At 74.0% G+C, this 20,744-nt stretch carries 20 protein-coding genes; 6 read left to right on the plus strand and 14 right to left on the minus strand.

Features of this window, described 5'->3' with window-relative positions; translation table 11 throughout:
- Positions 1-42: 42 nt before the first annotated feature.
- The 7 genes from ACFVHV_RS37725 to ACFVHV_RS37755 form a co-directional block, all read right to left on the minus strand.
- Entirely contained in the window at positions 43-1,710 is a 1,668-nt protein-coding gene (locus ACFVHV_RS37725) for a DoxX family membrane protein (RefSeq protein WP_380357564.1), read from the minus strand.
- Positions 1,711-1,920: 210 nt separating this feature from the next.
- A complete protein-coding gene (gene rlmB / locus ACFVHV_RS37730) occupies positions 1,921-2,913 on the minus strand; it encodes a 23S rRNA (guanosine(2251)-2'-O)-methyltransferase RlmB (RefSeq protein ID WP_359913750.1) in 993 nt (330 codons plus the stop codon).
- A 136-nt stretch (positions 2,914-3,049) separates the two neighbouring features.
- Entirely contained in the window at positions 3,050-4,444 is a 1,395-nt protein-coding gene (gene cysS, locus ACFVHV_RS37735; protein WP_380357567.1) for a cysteine--tRNA ligase, read from the minus strand.
- A gap of 94 nt (positions 4,445-4,538) precedes the next feature.
- Positions 4,539-4,934, minus strand: coding sequence for a PPOX class F420-dependent oxidoreductase (locus ACFVHV_RS37740; RefSeq protein WP_359913744.1), 396 nt, complete (start codon positions 4,932-4,934; stop codon positions 4,539-4,541).
- 141 nt (positions 4,935-5,075) lie between these two features.
- Complete coding sequence (ispF, locus tag ACFVHV_RS37745; RefSeq protein WP_359913742.1) at positions 5,076-5,579, minus strand: 2-C-methyl-D-erythritol 2,4-cyclodiphosphate synthase; 504 nt, start codon at positions 5,577-5,579, stop codon at positions 5,076-5,078.
- Positions 5,569-6,324, minus strand: coding sequence for a 2-C-methyl-D-erythritol 4-phosphate cytidylyltransferase (ispD, locus tag ACFVHV_RS37750; RefSeq protein WP_360343805.1), 756 nt, complete (start codon positions 6,322-6,324; stop codon positions 5,569-5,571). The genes ispF and ispD overlap by 11 nt, the downstream gene beginning before the upstream one ends.
- 297 nt (positions 6,325-6,621) lie before the next feature.
- On the minus strand, positions 6,622-7,104 hold the full coding sequence (locus ACFVHV_RS37755; protein WP_014136563.1) for a CarD family transcriptional regulator: 483 nt from the start codon (positions 7,102-7,104) through the stop codon (positions 6,622-6,624).
- Positions 7,105-7,532: 428 nt separating this feature from the next.
- Between ACFVHV_RS37755 and ACFVHV_RS37760 the strand changes: the two genes are divergently transcribed.
- Positions 7,533-8,186: a DUF461 domain-containing protein gene (locus tag ACFVHV_RS37760; RefSeq protein ID WP_380357571.1), complete on the plus strand. Its 654-nt coding sequence runs from the start codon at positions 7,533-7,535 to the stop codon at positions 8,184-8,186.
- 102 nt (positions 8,187-8,288) lie between these two features.
- Here ACFVHV_RS37760 and ACFVHV_RS37765 read toward each other — a convergent pair whose 3' ends face one another.
- Together ACFVHV_RS37765 and ACFVHV_RS37770 are read right to left on the minus strand one after the other, a co-directional pair.
- The gene (locus ACFVHV_RS37765; protein ID WP_031069385.1) at positions 8,289-8,984 is read right to left on the minus strand and encodes a response regulator transcription factor; all 696 of its coding nucleotides are present in this window, start codon (positions 8,982-8,984) and stop codon (positions 8,289-8,291) included.
- Positions 8,985-8,986: 2 nt separating this feature from the next.
- Positions 8,987-10,414 (minus strand): ATP-binding protein, encoded by a 1,428-nt coding sequence (locus ACFVHV_RS37770; protein ID WP_359913736.1) that lies wholly within the window; start codon positions 10,412-10,414, stop codon positions 8,987-8,989.
- 306 nt (positions 10,415-10,720) lie between these two features.
- Here ACFVHV_RS37770 and phoU point away from each other — a divergent pair, with 306 nt between their 5' ends.
- Positions 10,721-11,410, plus strand: a complete 690-nt coding sequence (gene phoU, locus ACFVHV_RS37775; RefSeq protein ID WP_359830323.1) for a phosphate signaling complex protein PhoU — start codon at positions 10,721-10,723, stop codon at positions 11,408-11,410.
- A 170-nt stretch (positions 11,411-11,580) separates the two neighbouring features.
- Positions 11,581-11,760: a hypothetical protein gene (locus ACFVHV_RS37780; protein ID WP_359913733.1), complete on the plus strand. Its 180-nt coding sequence runs from the start codon at positions 11,581-11,583 to the stop codon at positions 11,758-11,760.
- Between the two features lie 148 nt (positions 11,761-11,908).
- On the opposite strand, the gene ACFVHV_RS37785 is transcribed toward ACFVHV_RS37780, so the two are convergent.
- Both ACFVHV_RS37785 and ACFVHV_RS37790 read right to left on the minus strand, forming a co-directional pair.
- Positions 11,909-12,505, minus strand: a complete 597-nt coding sequence (locus ACFVHV_RS37785) for a lytic polysaccharide monooxygenase (RefSeq protein ID WP_359913730.1) — start codon at positions 12,503-12,505, stop codon at positions 11,909-11,911.
- 291 nt (positions 12,506-12,796) lie between these two features.
- Positions 12,797-13,555, minus strand: a complete 759-nt coding sequence (locus ACFVHV_RS37790; RefSeq protein WP_380357575.1) for a phosphoglyceromutase — start codon at positions 13,553-13,555, stop codon at positions 12,797-12,799.
- 176 nt (positions 13,556-13,731) lie between these two features.
- Between ACFVHV_RS37790 and ACFVHV_RS37795 the strand changes: the two genes are divergently transcribed.
- Positions 13,732-14,994 carry an MDR family MFS transporter gene (locus tag ACFVHV_RS37795; RefSeq protein WP_380357577.1) on the plus strand — a complete coding sequence of 421 codons (1,263 nt, stop codon included), beginning with the start codon at positions 13,732-13,734 and terminating at the stop codon, positions 14,992-14,994.
- Positions 14,995-15,045: 51 nt separating this feature from the next.
- Here ACFVHV_RS37795 and ACFVHV_RS37800 read toward each other — a convergent pair whose 3' ends face one another.
- Complete coding sequence (locus ACFVHV_RS37800) at positions 15,046-15,582, minus strand: YbjN domain-containing protein (RefSeq protein ID WP_380357579.1); 537 nt, start codon at positions 15,580-15,582, stop codon at positions 15,046-15,048.
- A 132-nt stretch (positions 15,583-15,714) separates the two neighbouring features.
- Positions 15,715-17,085, minus strand: coding sequence for a D-inositol-3-phosphate glycosyltransferase (gene mshA, locus ACFVHV_RS37805; protein ID WP_380357590.1), 1,371 nt, complete (start codon positions 17,083-17,085; stop codon positions 15,715-15,717).
- 218 nt (positions 17,086-17,303) lie between these two features.
- Between mshA and ACFVHV_RS37810 the strand changes: the two genes are divergently transcribed.
- A complete protein-coding gene (locus ACFVHV_RS37810; RefSeq protein WP_380357581.1) occupies positions 17,304-18,137 on the plus strand; it encodes a class I SAM-dependent methyltransferase in 834 nt (277 codons plus the stop codon).
- 236 nt (positions 18,138-18,373) lie between these two features.
- Here ACFVHV_RS37810 and ACFVHV_RS37815 read toward each other — a convergent pair whose 3' ends face one another.
- Complete coding sequence (locus ACFVHV_RS37815) at positions 18,374-18,937, minus strand: O-acetyl-ADP-ribose deacetylase (RefSeq protein ID WP_380357584.1); 564 nt, start codon at positions 18,935-18,937, stop codon at positions 18,374-18,376.
- A gap of 234 nt (positions 18,938-19,171) precedes the next feature.
- On the opposite strand from ACFVHV_RS37815, the gene ACFVHV_RS37820 reads away from it, so the two are divergent.
- Positions 19,172-20,668 (plus strand): PP2C family protein-serine/threonine phosphatase, encoded by a 1,497-nt coding sequence (locus ACFVHV_RS37820; protein WP_380357587.1) that lies wholly within the window; start codon positions 19,172-19,174, stop codon positions 20,666-20,668.
- Positions 20,669-20,744 lie beyond the last annotated feature (76 nt).

Raw genomic sequence — 20,744 nt, forward strand, 5'->3', positions numbered from 1 at the left:
GCTCCCCCACGGAGCACCCGGCCGATCGCCGTTACGGGGACCTCAGGTCGCGGTCGGCGCCCCCGGGTGGGAGGCCCGGCCGCCGGACAGGTCGGCCAGCGGCGCGCTGCCCAGCACCCCGCCGAGCAGCCCGCCGGAGCTCGGGCTGGACTTGGACCCCGGCCCCGCGCCACCGGCACCCGGGGTGCTGCGCGACGCGGGTGCCGTGCCGCCCGGGCCGGTGGGCGGCACGGGCGCGGCCGGGGAGGCGCCCGACCCGGCCTCCGCCCGGCCCGAGTGCCCCTTGCCGCTCGGCGTCGGGGTGGCGGGCTTGGCGGGCGGCGTGGTGGCCTGGGTGGTCGCGCTCGGCGTCGGGGTGGCCGGGCGCGGGGCGGCGGGCGGGGGCGTGGTGGACGTGCCCTTGCCACCGCCGGGGGCGCCGGACGGACTGCCGGACGGCCAGACCGGGGTGCCGTAGTCGGTGGCCGGACGGTCCGGCGCCTGGTGCGCCCGGGCGCCGGTGCGGACGGCGGCGCCGAGCATCGAGCCGAGCAGCAGGGTCAGGCCGACCACGACCGTGGTGACCACGGCGCCGCGGCGCAGCACCCGGCGGCGCAGTGCCCCGGAGGTGTCCGCGCCGAACCGGCGCCAGGCCTCCAGGCCGAGCCGCCCGTCCAGCGAGGCGAACGGCGCCCCGGCGATCAGCAGCGGGCTCCACGCCGCGAGGAAGATCAGGTCCGGGGTGTCGTAGACCGGGACCGCCCGCCAGCTGACGGTGAACAGCAGCGCGGCGGAGAGCGCCATCGCGGCGCCGGCGGCGAGCCGCTGCCAGAGGCCGAGGACGGTCAGCACGCCGACCACGATCTGGGTGAACGACACCGCCAGGCCGGCGCCCACCGGGTGCGCCATGGCGAAGGCCAGCAGCGGCTCGGCGACCTTCCAGGGGTGCAGCGAGGAGAGCCAGCGCATCATCGAGCCGCGCTCGCCGCCGTCGAAGTACACCGGGTCGCAGAGCTTGCTGAACCCGGCGTAGACCGAGAGCGAGCCGAGGACGGCGCGCAGCGGCAGCAGCACCAGGCCGAGGTCGACCCGGCGGCCGGGGTACCAGGGCTGCTTGCCCGCGGCGTCGGCGGCGGAGACCTCGGGCAGCTCGCCGCTCGGGGTCCAGCCGTGCGGCTCGCCGACCGGGCCGACGCCCGCGTCGGTGGCGGTGCCGGCGCCCTCGCGGGGCTGGCGCGGGACGGCCCGGGCGCCCGCGAGGGAGGGGAGCGCCCGGGTGTCCGGCTCGACCAGGCGGACGCCGCCGGCCGGGGTGCCGCCGAGGCGCACCGCTTCCAGCAGCTGGGTGGCCGCGAGGTCCCCGGGGGGCGCCTGGCCGGTCCAGGTGACGGCGGTGACCCGGCCCTTGCGGCGCGGCGCGCCGCCGGCCCCGGCCCCGGCCAGCGCCGGGACGGCGGAGGCGGGCACGACGACCTGCGGGGTGACCAGCGGACGGCGGATCAGGCCCTGGTTGGCGTACGGGTCGCCGAACGCGGCGCCGGTGGACAGCAGTCCGGCCGGGGCCTCGATCAGCGGCGCCGTCGGGGCGCCGAGCCGCAGCCGGAAGCTCGCCTGGGTGCTGCTGAGCCGCGAAGGGTCCGACTCCACCTTGACGGTGTTGAGGGCGGGGCCCGCGTCTATCCCGGAACTGCCGTTGCCGAACAGGGGGCGCCGAGGTGTTCTGGTGTCCACGCCCGTCTAACCGGGTGACGGCCGCTTAGGACACTCTGCCGGGTGGATGTCCGGCGCACACTTGAAGTGATCATGAAAAAAGCGATCGGGCCCGATCGGGCCCGATCGCCTTCCACTCGGATTGCGGGGAATTCGGAAGATCGCCTGCGCTCCGCGCCCCGGCCGTGCCCAGCACCAAACGGTCAGCACCGAGCTCTCAGCGCTCAGCGCTCAGCGCTTGGCGCGCAGCCGCGCGGCCTCGTACAGCACGATGCCCGCCGCGACACCGGCGTTCAGCGACTCGGTCAGGCCGGACATCGGGATCCGGACCCGCATGTCGCAGGTCTCCGAGACCAGCCGGGACAGGCCCTTGCCCTCGCTGCCCGCGACGATCACCACGGGACCGGTCAGCAGCTCCAGGTCGCCGATCTCGGCCTCGCCGTCGGCGGCCAGGCCGACCACCATCAGGCCGGCCTTCTGGTAGGCCTCCAGGGCACGGGTCATGTTGGTGGCCCGGGCGACGGGCAGCCGGGCCGCGGCGCCGGAGGAGGTCTTCCAGGCACCGGCGGTCATGCCGGCCGCGCGGCGCTCGGGGATGACCACGCCGTGCGCGCCGAAGGCGGCGGCGGAGCGGACCACGGCGCCCAGGTTGCGCGAGTCGGTCACGCCGTCCAGCGCGATGATCAGCGCGTCCTGGCCGGCGTCGGCGGCGTCCGCCAGGAGGTCCTCGGGGTGCGCGTACTCGTACGGCGGCACCTGGAGCACCAGGCCCTGGTGGTTCATCCCGCCGGTCATCTGGTCCAGCTGGGGCCGCGGGGCCTCCATCAGCGGGATGCCGCGGTCGTTGGCGGCCTGGAAGGCGTCACGGACCCGGTCGTCGGTGTCGATGAACTGCTGGACGTACAGCGCGTTGGCCGGCACGTCGCCCTGCAGGGCCTCGACCACCGAGTTGCGGCCGAAGACCAGTTCGGCGCTGCCCGCGCCGCCGCGGCCGCCGCGACCGCCGGCTCCGGCCCGGCGCATGCCGGCCCGGGCCTTGGCGTCCCGCTCGCGCTTGATCGCGGCGTTGGCGGCGCGCTGCTTGGGGTGACCCTTGCGCTCCGCACCGGGCGGGGTCGGACCCTTGCCCTGGAGCGCCTTCCGGCTGTGCCCGCCGGTACCGACAGACGCGCCCTTCTTCGATCCGGGGTTGCGGCGGTTCCTGCGCTGGCTGTTGCCGGCCATGGCTGTACTTCCTGTCTGTCCGGCATGCCCCGACCGCCCCGGTCTGCCCGGTGGCCGCCGACGACATGCGTACGTCATGCGGGAGGGCCGCACCGGTCCGGTACGGCCCACCCATCACCCCGATCGTCGGATGGGGTTACTGGCTGTTGATCGTCCAGCGCGGGCCGGACGGGGTGTCCTCGATCGCCAGCCCGGCCAGGCCGAGCTGGTCGCGGATGGCATCCGCGGTGGCGAAGTCCTTGCGCTCGCGCGCCGCCTGCCGCTGGTCCAGGACCAGGCGGACCAGCGAGTCGACCACGCCGTGAAGGTCCTCGCCGCGCTCCGTCCCGGCCCAGTGCGGGTCGAGCGGGTCGAGGCCCAGTACACCGAGCATCGCACGGACCTCGGCCAGTCGCGCCACCACGCTCTCCTTGTCGTCCGCGTTCAGGGCGCTGTTGCCCTGGCGGACGGCGGTGTGCACGACGGCCAGCGCCTGCGGGACGCCGAAGTCGTCGTCCATCGCCTCGGCGAAGGCCGGCGGCACCTCGGGCGCCGCGTCGACCGTGCCGCAGCGCTCGACGGCGCGCTGGATGAAGCCCTCGATCCGGCCGAAACCGGCCTCGGCCTCGCGCAGCGACTCCTCGCTGTACTCGATCATCGAGCGGTAGTGCGGGGCGGCCAGGTAGTAGCGGAGCACGATCGGCCGCCACGCCCGGACCATCTCGGAGACCAGCACCGAGTTGCCCAGCGACTTGCTCATCTTCTCGCCGGCCATGGTGACCCAGGCGTTGTGCACCCAGAAGTTGGCGAAGTCGTCGCCGTAGGCCTTGGACTGGGCGATCTCGTTCTCGTGGTGCGGGAAGATCAGGTCCAGCCCGCCGCCGTGGACGTCGAAGGCCGCGCCCAGGTACTTGTGGGCCATCGCCGAGCACTCCAGGTGCCAGCCCGGACGGCCGGGGCCCCACGGGGTCTCCCAGCTCGGCTCGCCCGGCTTGGCGGCCTTCCACATCGCGAAGTCGCGCTGGTCCCGCTTGCCGGTCTCGCCCTCGCCCTCGGGCTGGCGCAGGTCGTCCAGCTTCTGGTTGGAGAGCGCCAGGTAGCCGGGGTACGACCGCACGTCGAAGTAGACGTTCCCGTCGGCCGCGTAGGCGTGGCCCCTGGCGATGAGCCCCTGCATCATCGCGATCATCTCGGGGATGTGCCCGGTGGCCCGCGGCTCGACGGTCGGCCGCAGGCAGCCGAGCGCGTCGTAGCCGTCGTTGAAGGCGCGCTCGTTCTCGTAGGCGATCTGCCACCACGGCGTGCCGAGCTCGCGCTCCTTGGCGATGATCTTGTCGTCGATGTCGGTGACGTTCCGGGCGAAGGTCACCTGGTAGCCGCGGCAGGCGAACCACCGCTGCATGATGTCGAAGTTGAGGTACGACCGGATGTGCCCGATGTGTGGCGCCGACTGGACGGTAGCGCCGCACAGGTAGATCGAGACACAACCCGGTACAAGCGGGACGAAGTCGCGTACCTGGCGGGTGCTGGTGTCGTACAGACGAATGCTCACAGCGTCAAGCGTAGTGGGCAGCAGGGGGTGCCCCGCCACATTCCCCGGGACAACGGGGGCGTGATCCCGGGGAAACAGTGGCCCGCGGGCGGGGTCAGATGCTGCCGAGCACCTTGCGCGGGGTGAGCCGGACGACCACCCGGACGTCGTCCGGACCGTCCCAGGTGTACTTGTCCACGCCGCGGTACTTGGCGGCCAGCTCGTCGATCAGCTCCCGGCCGCCCTCGGTGGTCAGCGAGACCTCGCCGCGGGCCTCCAGGTACTCGTACGGGTCCTCCGACGGGTTGACGAGGATCGAGACCCGCGGGTCCCGCTCCAGGTTGAGGTGCTTGCGGCGGCCCTGGACGGTGGAGAACAGGATGTCGTCGCCGTCCCGCTTGACCCAGACCACCGAGGCCTGGGGGCTGCCGTCGGGCTGGATGGTGGAGACCACGGCGAAGCTCTTGTCGTCGAGCAGCGCCTTGGCACGGTCGGAGAGCTGGGCGGTCACGGATTACCTCTTCTCGTCGGCGGTTCGGCCCGAGCGGAAGCCCGTACGGGCCCGAGCCGAACAGTAGCGACTCGGGCCCCGAGGACACCGGGTGAACACCCGTCAGGAGCGGTTTCTTCCCGCCCGCTCACCGCGACCGGCTCAACGCCGTTCGTACACCAGGGCGGTGGCGATCGCGGCCAGCCCCTCGGCCCGGCCGGTCAGGCCCAGTCCGTCGGTGGTGGTGCCGGAGACGGACACCGGGGCGCCGACCGCCCCGGACAGCGCCGCCTGCGCCTCGTCCCGCCGCTTGCCGATCTTCGGCCGCACGCCGATCACCTGGACGGCGACGTTGCCGATCTCGAAGCCCGCCTCGCGGACCAGCCGGGCCGCCTCGCCGAGCAGCTTCACCCCGGACGCGCCGGCCCACTCCGGGCGGTCGGTGCCGAAGTGGGCGCCCAGGTCGCCGATCCCGGCGGCCGAGAACAGCGCGTCGCAGGCGGCGTGGGCGGCGACGTCGGCGTCCGAGTGCCCGGAGAGCCCGGCCCCGGCGTCCGGCCAGTCCAGCCCGGCCACCCGGAGCGGGCGGCCGGCCTCGAAGGCGTGCACGTCGGTGCCGATCCCCACCCGGGGGATCACGGGGGCGGTCTGCGGGTCAGTAGGCATCGGCGGCCCTCCTGCGGGCGAGTACGGCCTCGGCGAGCACGAGGTCCAGTGGACGGGTGACCTTGAACGCCTCCTCGTGGCCGGGCACCACGACGACCCGGCCGCCGTAGCGCTCGACCAGGCCGGCGTCGTCGGTGACCGGCGGCGCGTCGGCGGTGCCGTCGCTCTCCTCGGCCAGCGCCTTGGCGTGCACCTCGACCAGGGTGGCGCGGTCGAAGCCCTGCGGGGTCTGCACCGCGCGCAGGGTGGCGCGCTCGGGCGTGTCGAGCACCGGCTCGGGACCGCCCGGGTTCGGCTCGACCCGCTTCACCGTGTCGGCCAGCGGCACCGCGGGCACCACGGCCCGCGCTCCGGCCCGGACGGCGGCCGCGACGGCGTCCACCACCTCGACCGGGACCAGCGGGCGGGCCGCGTCGTGCACCAGCACGATCCCGACCTCGTCCGGGATCGCGGCCAGGCCGAGCCGGACCGACTCCTGGCGGGTCGCCCCGCCGGCCACCACCCGGATGTCCTTGTCGTCCAGCCCGTGGCTGTCCAGCAGGGCGACCACCTCGGCCACCCCGTCGGCGGGCGCGGCGACCACGACCAGGCCGACCGCCCGGCTGCGGGCCAGGGCCCGGACGGCGTGCACCAGGAGCGGCACACCCCCCAGTTCCCGCAGGGCCTTCGGGGCCCCCGGCCCCAGCCGCTCACCGCGTCCGGCGGCGGGCACCACTGCTGCTGCGACTGCTCCTGACGCGTTCAGGTTTCACTCCTTCGGCGAAGTGGGTATGGCCATGGCGTGCCCGGCGGGCGCACCGGGCCCCTTCCGAAGAACCACGGTCCACCGCCCGCCGCACAGCTCCGCAAGCTCTCCGCAACAGCGGGAGCCGAAAAGGCCTTGCCGGCCTCGGCCGGCCAGGGCGGGTGGCGTGGTCCGGACATGCCTCAGCGCCCGAAGTGCCAATGCACCACTCCCGGACGGTTCGTCCGAGGAGCGGCGCGCCGGCACCGGGCGCTGTGAGCGTTGGGCGGCAGCCCGACCGCACTGCGGTGGCGCGCGCTACGAGGCGAGGACCTCGTCGAGCAGCGTCTCCGCCTTGTCCTCGTTGGTGTTCTCCGCCAGCGCGAGCTCGCTGACGAGGATCTGGCGCGCCTTCGCGAGCATTCGCTTCTCGCCGGCCGAGAGGCCGCGCTCGCGCTCGCGGCGCCAGAGGTCGCGAACGACCTCGGCGACCTTGATGACATCACCCGAGGCGAGCTTCTCCAGGTTCGCCTTGTAGCGACGGGACCAGTTGGTCGGCTCTTCCGTGTACGGTGCCCGCAGCACCTCGAAGACCCGGTCCAGACCCTCCTGGCCGACTACATCGCGCACACCGACGAACTCCGCGTTCTCGGCGGGCACGCGGAGCGTCAGGTCTCCCTGCTGCACCTTGAGCACCAGGTAGGTCTTGTCCACACCTTTGATCTGGCGAGTTTCGATGGCCTCGATCAGCGCGGCCCCGTGATGGGGGTAGACCACCGTGTCGCCAACCTTGAACGTCATGTGACAGGACCCCTTCCGTGGCTTTCCAGAATAACACGCTTCTCGGCACACTCGAAGGGCGTTTTCGCAGGTCAGGGCCGGTCTCGGGGCTTGACAACGACCCCCATGACGTGCTGCGACCGGTGTTCGAGAACGGCTTCCCGCAGGTCGGAGGCGGTTCCGGGGTTGGACGAAACCCTTGCGCAACACCCCCGCAACCATGATTGGATCTTGAGCTTTCACCCCTTTTCGGGTCGCGACCGAATCGTTATTCGATCTTGGTCGAACCTTGTCCGTCGAGTGACCTGGACACGTCGAGCGTGCCGCCGGACGGCCCCCCGGCGGCCCCCGGGAGTGCGACACGGGGGCCACCCCGTGAGGAGCGCATAAGTGAGGTCGATAATCTGAGACCTGACCTACCGACACGTGACTTAGGAGAAGCCGCCGCCGTGAGCCGCAGCCTTCGACGCGGCAGCATCGCCGCCATCGCCGCCATCGCCATCGCCTCGCTGTCCTCCTGCGCCGCCGGCAACACGCCGGATACCTTGCAGATCAAGCCCGACAACGCTGCGGCGACCCTCGGGACCAACCTCCGGCTGAACAACATCGTGGTCGTCACCGGGGAGAACACCGCGGGCGACTACACCGGTGCCGCCAGCGTGGTCGTGAACATCGCGAACACCGCGAACATCCCGGCCGAGCTCCAGTCCGTCACCGTCGGCGGTGCCGCTGCCACCTTCGCGGACGCCGCCGGCGCTCCGCTGTCCAGCATCGTCGTCCCGGCCGGTGGCGCGGTGGCGATCGGCGGTCAGGGCAACCCGTCCGCCACCGTCGCCTCCGCGACCGTCCACGTCGGCGGCTTCGCCCCGACCGTCTTCACCTTCAAGGACGGCCAGAAGGTCGAGGCCCAGGCCGGCGTGAACCCGAACCTCGGCCTCTACAGCGGCTACGGGCCGACCACCTCGCCGACCGCCACCCCCGCCAAGACCGCCACCCCCGGCGCCACCGCCCCGGCCACCGGCGCCACCACCCCGGGGGCGCCGACCACCGGCGCCGCCGTCCCGGCCGGCACCACCGCTCCGGCCGTCCCGGCCGCGCACTGACGCCGCACCCCGCCCCCGGCGGGCCCTCCAGGGCCCGCCGGAGCGACGCGAAGGCCCCCTCCGGCTGCTGCCGGCGGGGGCCTTCCGCGTGGTCGGGACGGTTTACGGCTCGAACTTGTAGCCCAGGCCGCGGACGGTGACCAGGTAGCGCGGCGCGCCCGGGTCCGGCTCGATCTTGGCCCGCAGGCGCTTCACGTGGACGTCCAGGGTCTTGGTGTCGCCGACGTAGTCCGCGCCCCACACCCGGTCGATCAGCTGCATCCGGGTGAGCACCCGGCCCGCGTTGCGCAGCAGCATCTCCAGCAGGTCGAACTCCTTCAGCGGCAGGTCGACCTTGGCGCCGTCCACGGTCACCACGTGGCGGTCCACGTCCATCCGGACCGGGCCCGCCTCCAGGGCGCCCGGGCCGCCGCCGTTGTCGCCCGCGCCGCCGTCCTCGCCGCGGCGGCGCAGCACCGCGCGGATCCGCGCGACCAGCTCGCGGGTGGAGTACGGCTTGGTGACGTAGTCGTCAGCGCCTATCTCCAGGCCGACGACCTTGTCGATCTCGCTGTCCTTGGCGGTCACCATGATCACCGGGACGTTGGAGCGCACCCGGAGCTGGCGGCAGACCTCGGTGCCGGGCAGGCCCGGCAGCATCAGGTCGAGCAGGACGAGGTCGGCACCGTTGCGTTCGAACTGCTCCAGGGCGTCGGGGCCGGTGGCGGCGACGGCCACCTCGAAGCCCTCCTTGCGGAGCATGTACGAGAGGGCGTCGCTGAACGACTCCTCGTCCTCGACCACCAGTACTCGGGTCACGATCAGGCCTCCGGGGCAAGCTGAGGGGTTGTGTCTGACAGGTGTTGTTTCCGTTCCCCGGCGGGGAGCGGACGGTCCGTACGGGCCGTGGTGAGGGTTCGGGGTGCGGCGGCGGGCCCGGCGGGGTCGCCGCCCGGCGCGCGGTCCGGCGCGTCGTCGGGACCGTCGAACGCGTCGGGCTCGTCGTCGAACGCGTCGTCGGGCTCGTCCTCCGTGGGTGCCTGCCCGGCGGGCAGGCGGACGGTGAAGGTCGAACCCTGGCCCTCGACGCTCCACACCGAGACGGTGCCGCCGTGCGAGGCCGCGACGTGCTTGACGATGGACAGGCCCAGGCCGGTGCCGCCGGTCGCCCGGGAGCGGGCGGGGTCGACGCGGTAGAACCGCTCGAAGACCCGCTCGCGGTCCTTCTCGGAGATGCCGATGCCCTGGTCGGTGACCGAGATCTCGATGAGCTCGCCGTCCGCCTCCCCGAGCGCCGCGGCGCTGGAGATCCGGCGGGTGGCGATGGCCACCCGGGTGCGGGGCGGGCTGTAGTTGACGGCGTTCTCGACCAGGTTGCCGAGCGCGGCGGCGAGCTGGCCGCGGTTGCCGTGCAGGTAGAGGCCGGCGATGCCGCCCGCCGCGATCAGGATCTGCTTGGCGGCGGCCTGCTGGCGGCAGCGGTCGATCGCCTCGGCGATCAGTTCGTCCACCGCGACCGGCTCCGCGTCGACCATCAGCCGGTCGTCCTGGACCCGGGAGAGGTCGATGATCTCCTGCACCAGGCTGGCCAGCCGGGCCGCCTCGACCTGCATCCGGCCGGCGAAGCGCTGCACCGCCTCCGGGTCGTCGGACGCGTCGACGACCGCCTCGGAGAGCAGCGACAGGGCGCCGACCGGGGTCTTGAGCTCATGGCTGACGTTGGCCACGAAGTCCCGGCGGACGGCTTCCACGCGGCGCCGCTCGGTCTGGTCCTCGACCAGCACCAGCACCAGTCGGGAGCCCAGCGGGGCCACCCGGACGGAGACCGCGAGCGGCTCCGCCGCGCGGGCCGCGCCCGGCCGGGGCACCTCCAGCTCGACCTGGCGGATCTCGCCGTCCCTGCGGGTGGCGCGCGCCAGCCCGAGCATCTGGTCCACGGCGACGGCGCCACCGCGCACCAGGCCCATCGCGTACGCCGCCGAGCTGGCCTTGACCACCTCGTCGCCCTCGCCCAGCACGATCGCGCAGGAGCGGAGCACGGAGAGCACGGTGTCGACCCCGGGCGGCAGCGGCGGCTCGGGGTTGCCGGTGCCCAGTGACTGGTACCGGCCGGGGTTCCTGCCGCCGGTTGCGCTGTACCTGCCCCTGGCCTGCTCGCGCTCGCTCCAGCGGAAAGCGATGGAGGCGGTGAGGCCGACGCCGAGCCCGGCTATGGCACAGGCAGCGGCGGCGGCCACGTTCACGTCCATGTGGCCAGCGTAAGCGCACGACCAGGGCAGTCCCCATGCACTGGGTCAAGGCATCCACCACGCGTTGCCGAGAATTCACCTTCAGGTAGCTGTCGATTCACCGGAGCGGCCGTGCACCGTCGCCCTGGCGGCGGAAAGTTGGCCGGGCAGCCCGTGTGGGAGAGATCGGTGTGCCGAACAGCGGCCATCGGCTCGGGTGTGCGCGTACGATGCGCGCCACCAGCAGCGGTCACCCGGACGCCGGAACGACGGTCGTACGGGCCGACCGGTCGGCACCGCCACCGACACAGCTACTGAGGAGAGAACATGCGCGACGCGTACCACGAGGAACTCGATGCGATCGGCGACAGCCTGGTCGAGATGGCCCGGCTGGTCGGATCGGCGATGGGCCGGGCCACCACCGCCCTCCTCGACGCGGACCTGGCGCTGGCGGAGAGCGTGATCGCCGCCGACGAGAAGGTCAACGAGCTCCACCACGAGCTGGAGAACCGGGCCATCGACCTCCTCGCCCGCCAGCAGCCGGTCGCCACCGACCTGCGCATCGTCGTCACCTCGCTGCGGATGAGCGCCGACCTGGAGCGCTGCGGCGACCTCGCCCGGCACGTCGCCAAGGTCGCGCGGATGCGCTACCCCGACACCGCCGTGCCGAGCGACCTGCACTCCACCGTCCTGGAGATGGGCCAGCTCGCCCAGCGCCTGGTGGCCAAGGCCGGCCTGGTCATCGCCACCAAGGACGTCGACAAGGCCCTGGAGATGGAGCAGGACGACGACGCGATCGACACCCTGCACCGCGAGCTGCTGTCGCACCTGATCGACGAGCGCTGGCACCACGGCATAGAGACCGCCGTCGACATCACCCTGGTCGGCCGCTACTACGAGCGCTTCGCGGACCACGCGGTGTCGGTCGCCAAGCGCGTGGTGTACCTGGTGACGGGCGAGCACGTGGCCGAGTTCGTGGCCGCCACCGAGGCCGCCGAGGCCGCGCCGGTCGACTGACCGCCGGTCCGGGCTCACCCCGAGGGGTGAGTAAACCTGTGGCAAGGGTGGTGCGGGCGCACGGACTTCCGTGCGCCCCACCACTGCGCGCCCGTTGACGCTCATCCGTTCGACGGCTTCACTCGACATTGGGGGCACAGGACTGTGCCCGTCACAAGGAGGGAAGCTCGATGAAGGCCAACCCGTCCCGACCGGCAACCGCCCACCACTCCGTCGAGCCACCCGCCCCGAAGCTGCTTCCCGTCCTCGCGGCCGGCTGCGGCTGCGGCCCGGGCTGCGGCTGCGGCTGCCAGTCCGGCGCGCCCTGCCAGTGCGGAGGCGCCGACGGCGGCTGCTGCGGCGGCCACTGAACGCGGCACCGCCCGAGGAGCTCCCGAGGTGCACGGCCCACCGGCGACCGTGCACCTCGCGCTTTCCGGCCCGCTCGCCTGCTCGCCCGCTCACCCTCCCGCGGGCTTCCGCGGGCCTTCCGCGGGCCTTGCGCGGGCCTTGCGCAGGTCAGAACCGGACGTCGGAGCAGGAGTAGAAGGCGTTCCCGGTGTCGGAGATCGTCCAGACCGCGACGACCACCTGGTGCCCGGTGCGCCCGCCCGGGACGGTCGCGGTGTGGCTGAGCGTGCTCGGCACCTGCTTCCCGCCGTACGGGACGGTCAGGAAGGGCGTCAGGTCCAGGTTGGCGCGGGTGACCGGCTGGCTCGCGTCGTAGCCCGGTTTGGTCATGTAGTACCGGAAGTCGGCGGTCGCGTGCCGGGCGGTGAACGTCCAGGTGAAGGTGAGCTGCTGGCCCGCCGTCACCGGCGTGGTCGGCCAGGCGCCGCCGTGGGGGTCGTCCAGCTCGGCGAAGCGGGCGTTGCCGCCGGCGCAGATGGTGCCGTCCGAGGGGCCGAGGGCCGGGAAGCCCTTGGGGCCCTCGACGCTCTGCGGCTCCCACTGGATGTCACCGCAGTCCCACGGGACGCCGTCCACGTGGGTGTCGCAGAGCGCGGCCCGGCTGGGCGGGGTCGAGATCCAGCCGTGGGACGAGGCCGGGAAGGCGAGGGTCAGCGGGATCGCCAGCGCGGCGACGGCGGCCCCGACGATGTGACGTGTGCGCATGGTGCTCCTCCGTGGGGGTGGATGGAGTGTGCGCCGGGGGCGCGGACGCGCGCGCGTGGGGGTGCGGCGGCCCGGACGGGGAGATCCTGGCATGCCTGCGCCGGTCCGGTGCCCTCACGGTAGGAGTCGCCGACCGAGCCCGTCAATGGTCTGAACCAGTTCCCCATTCACTGCCCAACTCCCCTACCGGACAACCTGGTTGAACCCGAACCGACCCACAACGAACCGACCGGAAACGAACGAAGCCCCGCCCCCGGTCGGACCGGGGGCGGGGCCGCAGCGGCAAGCGGCTTACTTCTTGCCCTGGTTCTTGACGGCCTCGATGGCGGCCGCGGCGGCGTCCGGGTCGAGGTAGCGGCCGCCCGGGGTGACGGGCTTGAAGTCGGCGTCCAGCTCGTACACCAGCGGGATGCCCGTCGGGATGTTCAGGCCCGCGATGGCCTCGTCGGAGACGCCGTCGAGGTGCTTGACCAGCGCGCGCAGGCTGTTGCCGTGGGCGGTGACCAGCACGGTCCGGCCGGCGGCGAGGTCCGGGACGATGGCGTCGTACCAGTACGGGAGCATCCGCTCCACGACGTCCTTCAGGCACTCGGTGCGCGGACGCAGCTCGCTCGGGATCTCGGCGTAACGGGCGTCGCCGGCCTGCGAGTACTCGGAGTCGTCGGCCAGCACCGGCGGCGGGGTGTCGTACGAGCGGCGCCACAGCTGGAACTGCTCCTCGCCGAACTCGGCCAGGGTCTGGGCCTTGTCCTTGCCCTGGAGCGCACCGTAGTGGCGCTCGTTCAGCCGCCAGCTGCGGCTGACCGGGATCCAGTGCCGGTCGGCCTTGTCCAGGGCGATCTGCGAGGTGCGGATGGCGCGGCGCAGCAGCGAGGTGTGCAGCACGTCGGGGAGCAGACCCTCGGCGGCCAGGAGCTCGCCACCGCGGGCGGCCTCCTTCTCGCCCTTCTCGTTGAGGTCGACATCGACCCAACCGGTGAACAGGTTCTTCTGGTTCCACTCGCTCTCGCCGTGGCGGAGCAGGATGAGTCGGTACGTCGTGTCAGCCATGGCCCCCAGCTTAGTGGGGGCCATGAAAACCCCTGGTGGGGACCTTCGACCAATGTGTAACGTGTGCCTCGCGCATCTGACACTTACATGCGTCGGCTGACCGGGCCTGCCGCACCGATCGGCGGACGCCTGCCCCCGGGAGCCCCCACATGCTCGTCACCGCCGGTTTCCGAAGAATGATCCAGGAGACGGCGGGCGGGCTGCCGCGCCAGTTCTGGTGGCTCTGGGTCTCGACCCTGGTCAACCGGCTCGGCGCCTTCGTGGTCACCTTCCTCGCGCTCTACCTCACCAGCAGCCGCGGGTACTCGGCCACCTACGCGGGCCTGGTCGCCGCCCTGTTCGGCCTCGGCTCGGCGGCCTCCGCGATCATCGCCGGCGTGCTGACCGACCGGATCGGACGCCGTCCGACCCTGCTCGCCGCCCAGCTCGGCACCGCGCTGTTCACCGCCGTGCTCGGCTTCACGGACGGTCAGGTGGCGATCGCGGTGGTGGCCTTCCTGGTGGGCTTCTGCAACAACGCCACCCGGCCGGCCATCTCGGCGATCATCGCGGACATCGTCCCGGTCGCCGACCGGGTCCGCGCCTACTCGCTGAACTTCTGGGCGATCAACCTGGGCTTCGGCCTCTCCTCGGCCGTCGCCGGCCTGATCGCCAGCCACGGCTACCTCACGCTGTTCCTGCTGGACGCGCTCTCCACGGCGCTCTGCGCGGTGGTGATCTTCGTCAGGATCCCGGAGACGAAGCCCGACGTCCGGACGGCGAAGGCCGACGAACCGGCGGTCGGCCTGGGCACCGTGTTCCGCGACCGCCGCTTCATGGCCGTGGTCGGCCTCACCCTGCTGCTCGCCCTGGTACTGCAGCAGGGCGCCACCACCCTCGCGGTGGACATGGGCCGCCGGGGGATCACGTCCACCGAGTACGGCCTGGTCATCGGCCTGAACGGGCTGCTGATCGTCCTGCTGCAGATCCCGCTCACCCGGTGGGTCGAGAGCCGCAGCCGGTCGGCCATGCTGGCGGCGGCCTCGCTGTTCATCGGCTGGGGATTCGGGCTGACGGCCCTGGCGGGGTCGTCCGCGTGGTTCTACGCCGGAACGGTGGCGGTCTGGACGGTCGGGGAGATCCTCTACACGCCGACCCTCATGGGCCTGATCGCCGAACTGTCGCCGACCCATGCCCGCGGCCGCTACCAGGGCGTCTACTCGCTCGCCTGGTCGCTCGCCTCGTTCCTCGGCCCGGCCGTCGGCGGGGTGCTGCTGGAGCGGGCCGGCGGCGGGGCGCTGTGGGGTGCGTGCGGAGTCTTCGGCACGGTCGCCGCGGTCGGCTACCTGCTGCTGGGCAAGCGGACCGGCGCCGCGCAGGGCATCCGGCCCGGCGGGACCGTCGTCACGGTCCCGGCGCCCGCGGCGGAACCCGCCGGGAAGGCCCCGGCGGGCGCCTGACCGGACGGGCCGGTCCGCACGGGTCGGTCCGCACGGGTCGGTCCGCACGGGTCAGTCCGCGTCCGGGGCGTCCGCCGGCAGCTCCTTCGGGGCGGCCAGGTGGGCGAAGGCGGCCAGGTTGCGGGTGGACTCCCCGCGCTTGGTCCGCCACTCCCACTCCCGGCGGATCGCCGTGGCGAAGCCCAGCTCCAGCAGGGTGTTGAACGGCTCGTCCGCGTTCTCCAGCACCGTCCCGAGCAGCCGGTCCACGACCTGCGGGGTGAGCGCCTCCAGCGGCAGCCGGCCGGCCAGGTAGACGTCGCCGAGCGCGTCGACCGCGTAGCCGACGCCGTACAGCCGGGTGTTGCGCTCCAGCAGCCAGCGGTAGACGGCCTCGTGGTTCTCGTCCGGACGGCGGATCACGAAGGCGTTCACCGACAGGGTGTGGTCGCCGACCCGCAGGGCGCAGGTGGTGCTCAGCTTCCGGGTGCCCGGGAGGGCCGCCACCAGCGTGTACGGGTCGGTGGCGGCCGGTTCCCAGGCCACCCCGGCGTCGTCCAGGGCGGTGCGCAGGAGGGTCAGGGCCTCGTCCTTGGTGCGGATTGCCATGGGGGTGACGTTACTCGCCGGTACCGGGCCGGCGCAGCCCCGGCCGGTCGGCGCGCGGGCCGCGCGACGTTCCGCCGGGCCGCCCCCGCGCCGGTCGGCGACGGGCCGGCCGAGGGCCGGGCCGTCCCGCGCTCAGGCCAGTCGGCGACGGGCCGCAGCCATCCGGCCGGCCGGCCGGGCCATGCTGCCGGCGTACACCTCGGCGGTGGTCGCCGCCGCGGTGCCCCAGCCGAAGCCGGCCGCGTGCCGGGCCGCCGCCGCGCCGCGCCGGGCCACCAGGCCCCGGTCGGTGATGTACGGCTCCAGCGCGTACGACCAGTCCAGCGGGTCGTGGCCCTGCACCAGGGTGCCGGTCTCGCCGTCCCGCACCGCGACCGGCAGACCGCCGACCGCGGCCGCCACCACCGGGGTCCCGCAGGCCTGCGCCTCCAGCGCGACCAGCCCGAAGGACTCGCTGTACGAGGGCATCACCAGGGCCGTCGCCGCCCGGTACCAGTCGGCGAGCAGCTCCTGGCCGACCGGCGGGTGGAACCGCACCACGTCGGAGATGCCCAGCTGGGCGGCGAGCTTGTGCAGGCTCTCCGGCCGGGCCAGCCCGGTGCCGGACGGCCCGCCGACCACCGGCACCACCAGGCGCTCGCGCAGCTCCGGGCGCCGGGCCAGCAGCGCGGCGACCGCCCGCAGCAGCACGTCCGGGGCCTTCAGCGGCTGGATCCGGCCCGCGAACAGCAGCACCGCGGCGTCCTGCGGCAGGCCCAGCCGGGCCCGTGCGGCGGCGGGCGTCCGCGGCCCGCCGGGACGGAAGACGTCCAGGTTGACCCCGGGGTGGACGACGGCCAGCTGGTCCGGCCGGGCGGCGTAGTGCAGCGCCAGCTCGGCGGCCTCCTCGGTGGTGTTGGCGATCAGCCGGTCGGCCGCCTCCACCACCTGGGTCTCCCCGATCACCCGGGCCGCGGGCTCGGGCGTGTCGCCCGCGGCCAGCGCGGCGTTCTTGACCTTCGCCATGGTGTGCATGGTGTGCACCAGCGGCACCCCCCAGCGCTGCGCGGCCAGCCAGCCGACCTGCCCGGAGAGCCAGTAGTGCGAGTGCACCAGGTCGTAGTGGCCGGGGCGGTGGCCCGCCTCCGTCCGCAGCACCCCGTGGGTGAAGGCGCACAGCTGGGCCGGCAGGTCCTCCTTGATCAGGCCCTCGTACGGCCCGGCGGTGACGTGGCGGACCAGCACGCCCGGGGCCAGCTCGACCGTCGGCGCGTCGTCGGAGCAGATCGACCGGGTGAACACCTCGACCTCGATGTTGAGGTCGGCCAGGCGCTTGGCCAGCTCGACGATGTAGACGTTCATCCCGCCGGCGTCCCCGGTGCCGGGCTGGTGCAGCGGCGAGGTGTGGACGCTCAGCATGGCGATCCGGCGCGGACGGCGGCGGCCGGGGACGAGCGACTGGAGCCGGCCGCGCGCGGGGGCGGCCGACTGGGCACGGCGGACCGAACGGACGGGGTGCTGGATCACCTGGCTGAAGCCTCCTCTGTGCTGCCCGTCGAGGCGGTCCGTACCGGGCCGCCCGTTGTCCGGTGTGCGCTGCCCCGTCCCGGGCACACATCACCACCAGTCTGCCAACCACACGGACCGCGCTCGGCATTCCCGCCCCGGCCCACCGGCCCGGGGCGGTCGCCATCGCCCCAGGTCAGCACGGTGCCGCCGACGGCCCGACTACCCTTCTGGGCATGGCTGCCTCCTTCGAACCCGTTCCCGCCGCGCCCGCCCGCGGACGGACCGGGCGAGCGGTGGGGACGGTCACCCGGGGCACCACCAACACCAACCGGCTGCGCCGGATGGACCGCTGGATCGCCCACACCCTCGGCCGCGCGCTGCGCGTCGCCGAGCGCCCGCCGGTCGCGGTGGACCTCGGCTACGGCGCGGCGCCGTGGACCGCCGTCGAGCTGGCCGGGCGGCTGCGCACGGTGCGGCCGGACGTCCGGGTGGTCGGGATCGAGATCGAGCCGGAGCGGGTCGCCGCCGCGCTGCCGTACGCCGAGCCGCCGCTGCTCACCTTCCGGCGCGGGGGCTTCGAGGTGCCGCTGGACGGCGGCGCGCCGGCCCAGCTGATCCGGGCCGCCAACGTGCTGCGGCAGTACGACGAGTCGGCGGTCGCCGGGGTGTGGGAGCGGCTGTGCGCGCGGCTCGCCCCGGACGGGCTGCTGGTCGAGGGCACCTGCGACGAGATCGGGCGGCGGCACGTCTGGGTCGCGCTCGGTCCGGAGGGGCCCCGGACGGTGACCTTCGCGGCCCGGCTGGGCGGCCTCGGCCAGCCCTCCGACCTGGCCGAGCGGCTGCCGAAGGCGCTGATCCACCACAACGTGCCCGGACGGCCGGTGCACGCCTTCCTGACCGACTTCGACCGGGCCTGGGCGGCGGCCGCGCCGTACGGGGCGTTCGGGGCGCGGCAGCGCTGGGTGGCGGCCTGCACGGCGCTGGCGGGCGGCTGGCCGCTGGTGGACGCGCGCGGACGGTGGCGGCAGGGCGAGGTCACGCTGCCCTGGTCGGCGCTCGCACCGTGACGGCGGGCCGGCACCGTGACGACGGGCCGGCACCGTAGCGGCGGGCCGGCGCGGTGCTGCCGGGTTCGGGGGCGCTCACCTGCCCGCGAGCGCCGGAGCTGGTGACCGACCTGATGCATTCACTCGAACGAGTTATCGAATATCTCTGGCGTGTTGACGCCTCGACACGCCACCATGGACCCGGCCGAACGGCGACACCACACGCCACCCGGCCGGCACCACGCTCCACCCGGCCGTCAGGCGCCCCGCTCGGACAGCTCCCGCCGAGCCCGTTCGAACACCCCGTACATCTCCGACCCGAACAGCACGAACCGCACCTCCGCCAGCTCCGCACCCGCCTCCACGTCACCGCCGTCCAGCACCTCCGCGACGGTGCCGAGCGCGATCCGGGCCGCGTCCGCCGGCGGCCAGCCGTAGATCCCGGCCGACACGGCCGGAAAGGCCACCGTGCGCGCGCCGAGCGCCACCGCGGTGCGCAGCGACTCGCGATAGCAGGAGGCCAGCAGCTCCGCCCGCTCCTCGTACTCCTCCGCCCGGTGGACCGGCCCGACGGTGTGCACCACCCACCGGGCCGGCAGCCGTCCGGCCGCCGTCGCCACCGCCTGTCCGGTGGGCAGCCCCCTGCCCCAGTGCGAGGCGCGCAGCCGGCGGCACTCCTCCAGGATCTGCGGCCCGCCCTTGCGGTGGATCGCGCCGTCCACCCCGCCACCGCCCAGCAAGGACGAGTTGGCGGCGTTCACCACCGCGTCCACCTGCTGCTCCGTGATGTCACCCTCCACCAGGGTGATCCGCTCCACCATCGCCCGCTCCCATTCCCGGACCGCCCGGCATCCGCCGGGACGGAACCGAGTCGTCGTCCGAGTCCAGTCACCGCACCGCCACCGGCGTGGCAATAACCACAACGGCGCCGGTCGGCCGGAGAAATCCCCGGAGATCACGTTATGGTCGCGAGAAGTTCCCCGACGCGCGGTGCCAGGCGGGCACTGCGGACGGACGCCGGCCGTTACGCAGTCGGGGAAAGGGAGGAACCACCGATGCCCGCAACGGGAGACGGGCGGGCACCTGGTGCCGCGGACCTGCCGGGCGCCCACGACGGCGCCCGCGTCGGCCATGCCCGCGGCCGTGCCACGACCGGACCGGCCACGGCGACTTCCCCGATACCTCACCCCCGCTCACGGGCCGCGCACGCCTCCCACCCGTCCCACATCCCCGACCCGGCCGGCCCCGCCGCGGCGGACGGGCCCGCCGACGGCGCACCGCTGCGGCTGCTGGTCATCGAGGACGACGCCTCGGACGCCCAGCTGATCAAGGCCGCGGTGGCCGACAGCGGCACCTCGATCGAGATCCACTGGGCCCGCGGCCTGGACCAGGCCACCGAACTGCTCGCCCCGCCCGCCCCCTGGGCCCGGCGCGGGCGCTCCCGCACCCCCGAGTTCGGCTGCGTGCTGCTCGACCTCGCCTCGCCCGCCGACCTGCCGCACCCGTCCGACCCCTCGGACGGGCTGGAGGGCCTGCACGAACTGCTCCGCCGGGCCCCGCACACCCCGGTCGTGGTGCTCACCGACGCCGCGGGGGCCGAACTCGGCGCGGCCGCCGTCGCGGCCGGCGCCCAGGACTTCCTGCTCAAGCACGAGACCGACGGCCCGCTGCTCGCCCGCGCCCTGCGCTACGCCGTCGAGCGCAAGCGCGCCGACGAGTCCCAGCGCCGCCTGGTCGAGGCCGAGCTGCGCGGCCAGGAGAACGCCCGCCTCCAGCGCCACCTGCTGCCCACCCCGCTGCTCGACGGCGCCGGGCTCTCCTTCACCCGGCGCTACCGCCCCGGCCGCCGCCGCGCGCTGCTCGGCGGCGACTTCTACGACGCCGTGCGCACCGACGACGGCACCGTCCACGTCGTGATCGGCGACGTCTGCGGCCACGGCCCGGACGAGGCCGCGCTCGGCGTCGCGCTCCGGATAGCGTGGCGCACCCTGGTCTTCGCCGGCCTCACCGGCGAGACCCTGCTCACCACCCTCCAGCACGTGCTGGAGCACGAGCGGCGCAGCGACGAGATCTTCGCGACGCTCTGCATGCTGGTCATCGAGCCCGGCGGCAGCGGCAGCGACCTCGGCTCGCTCGGCGCCGGCGAGCGGGCCCGGCTCTACCTCGCCGGGCACCCGGCACCGCTGCTGCTCGGCCGGGACCACGAGCCGATCTCGCTGCCCTCCGACCTCGCCGGGCCCGCGCTCGGCCTGCTGCCGTGCCACGACGGGCAGGCCGCCTGGCCCGCCCACGAGGTCGAACTGCGGGCCGGCTGGCGGCTGTTGCTCTACACCGACGGGCTGATCGAGGGCCGGGTCGGGGCCGGGTCCCGCCGCCTGGGCCAGGACGGGCTCGCCGACCTGGTCGGCGACCACCAGGCCGCCGGGCTGACCCGGGGGCGGCTGGTCGACAGCGCCATCGCCGAGGTCGAGGAGCTGAACGGCGGGGCGCTGACCGACGACGTCGCGGTGCTGCTGCTGGAGCGCAACCCGGTGCAGCTGATCCTCGGCTGACGGGCCGGGCTTCCGCACCGCCGGCCGGGCATGCGCCGGGCACGTGGTGGGCGCGCGGCGGCCCGGGCGGGTGAAC

The organism is Kitasatospora sp. NPDC127116 (assembly GCF_042677365.1).
GTDB lineage: Bacteria > Actinomycetota > Actinomycetes > Streptomycetales > Streptomycetaceae > Kitasatospora > Kitasatospora lactacystinica.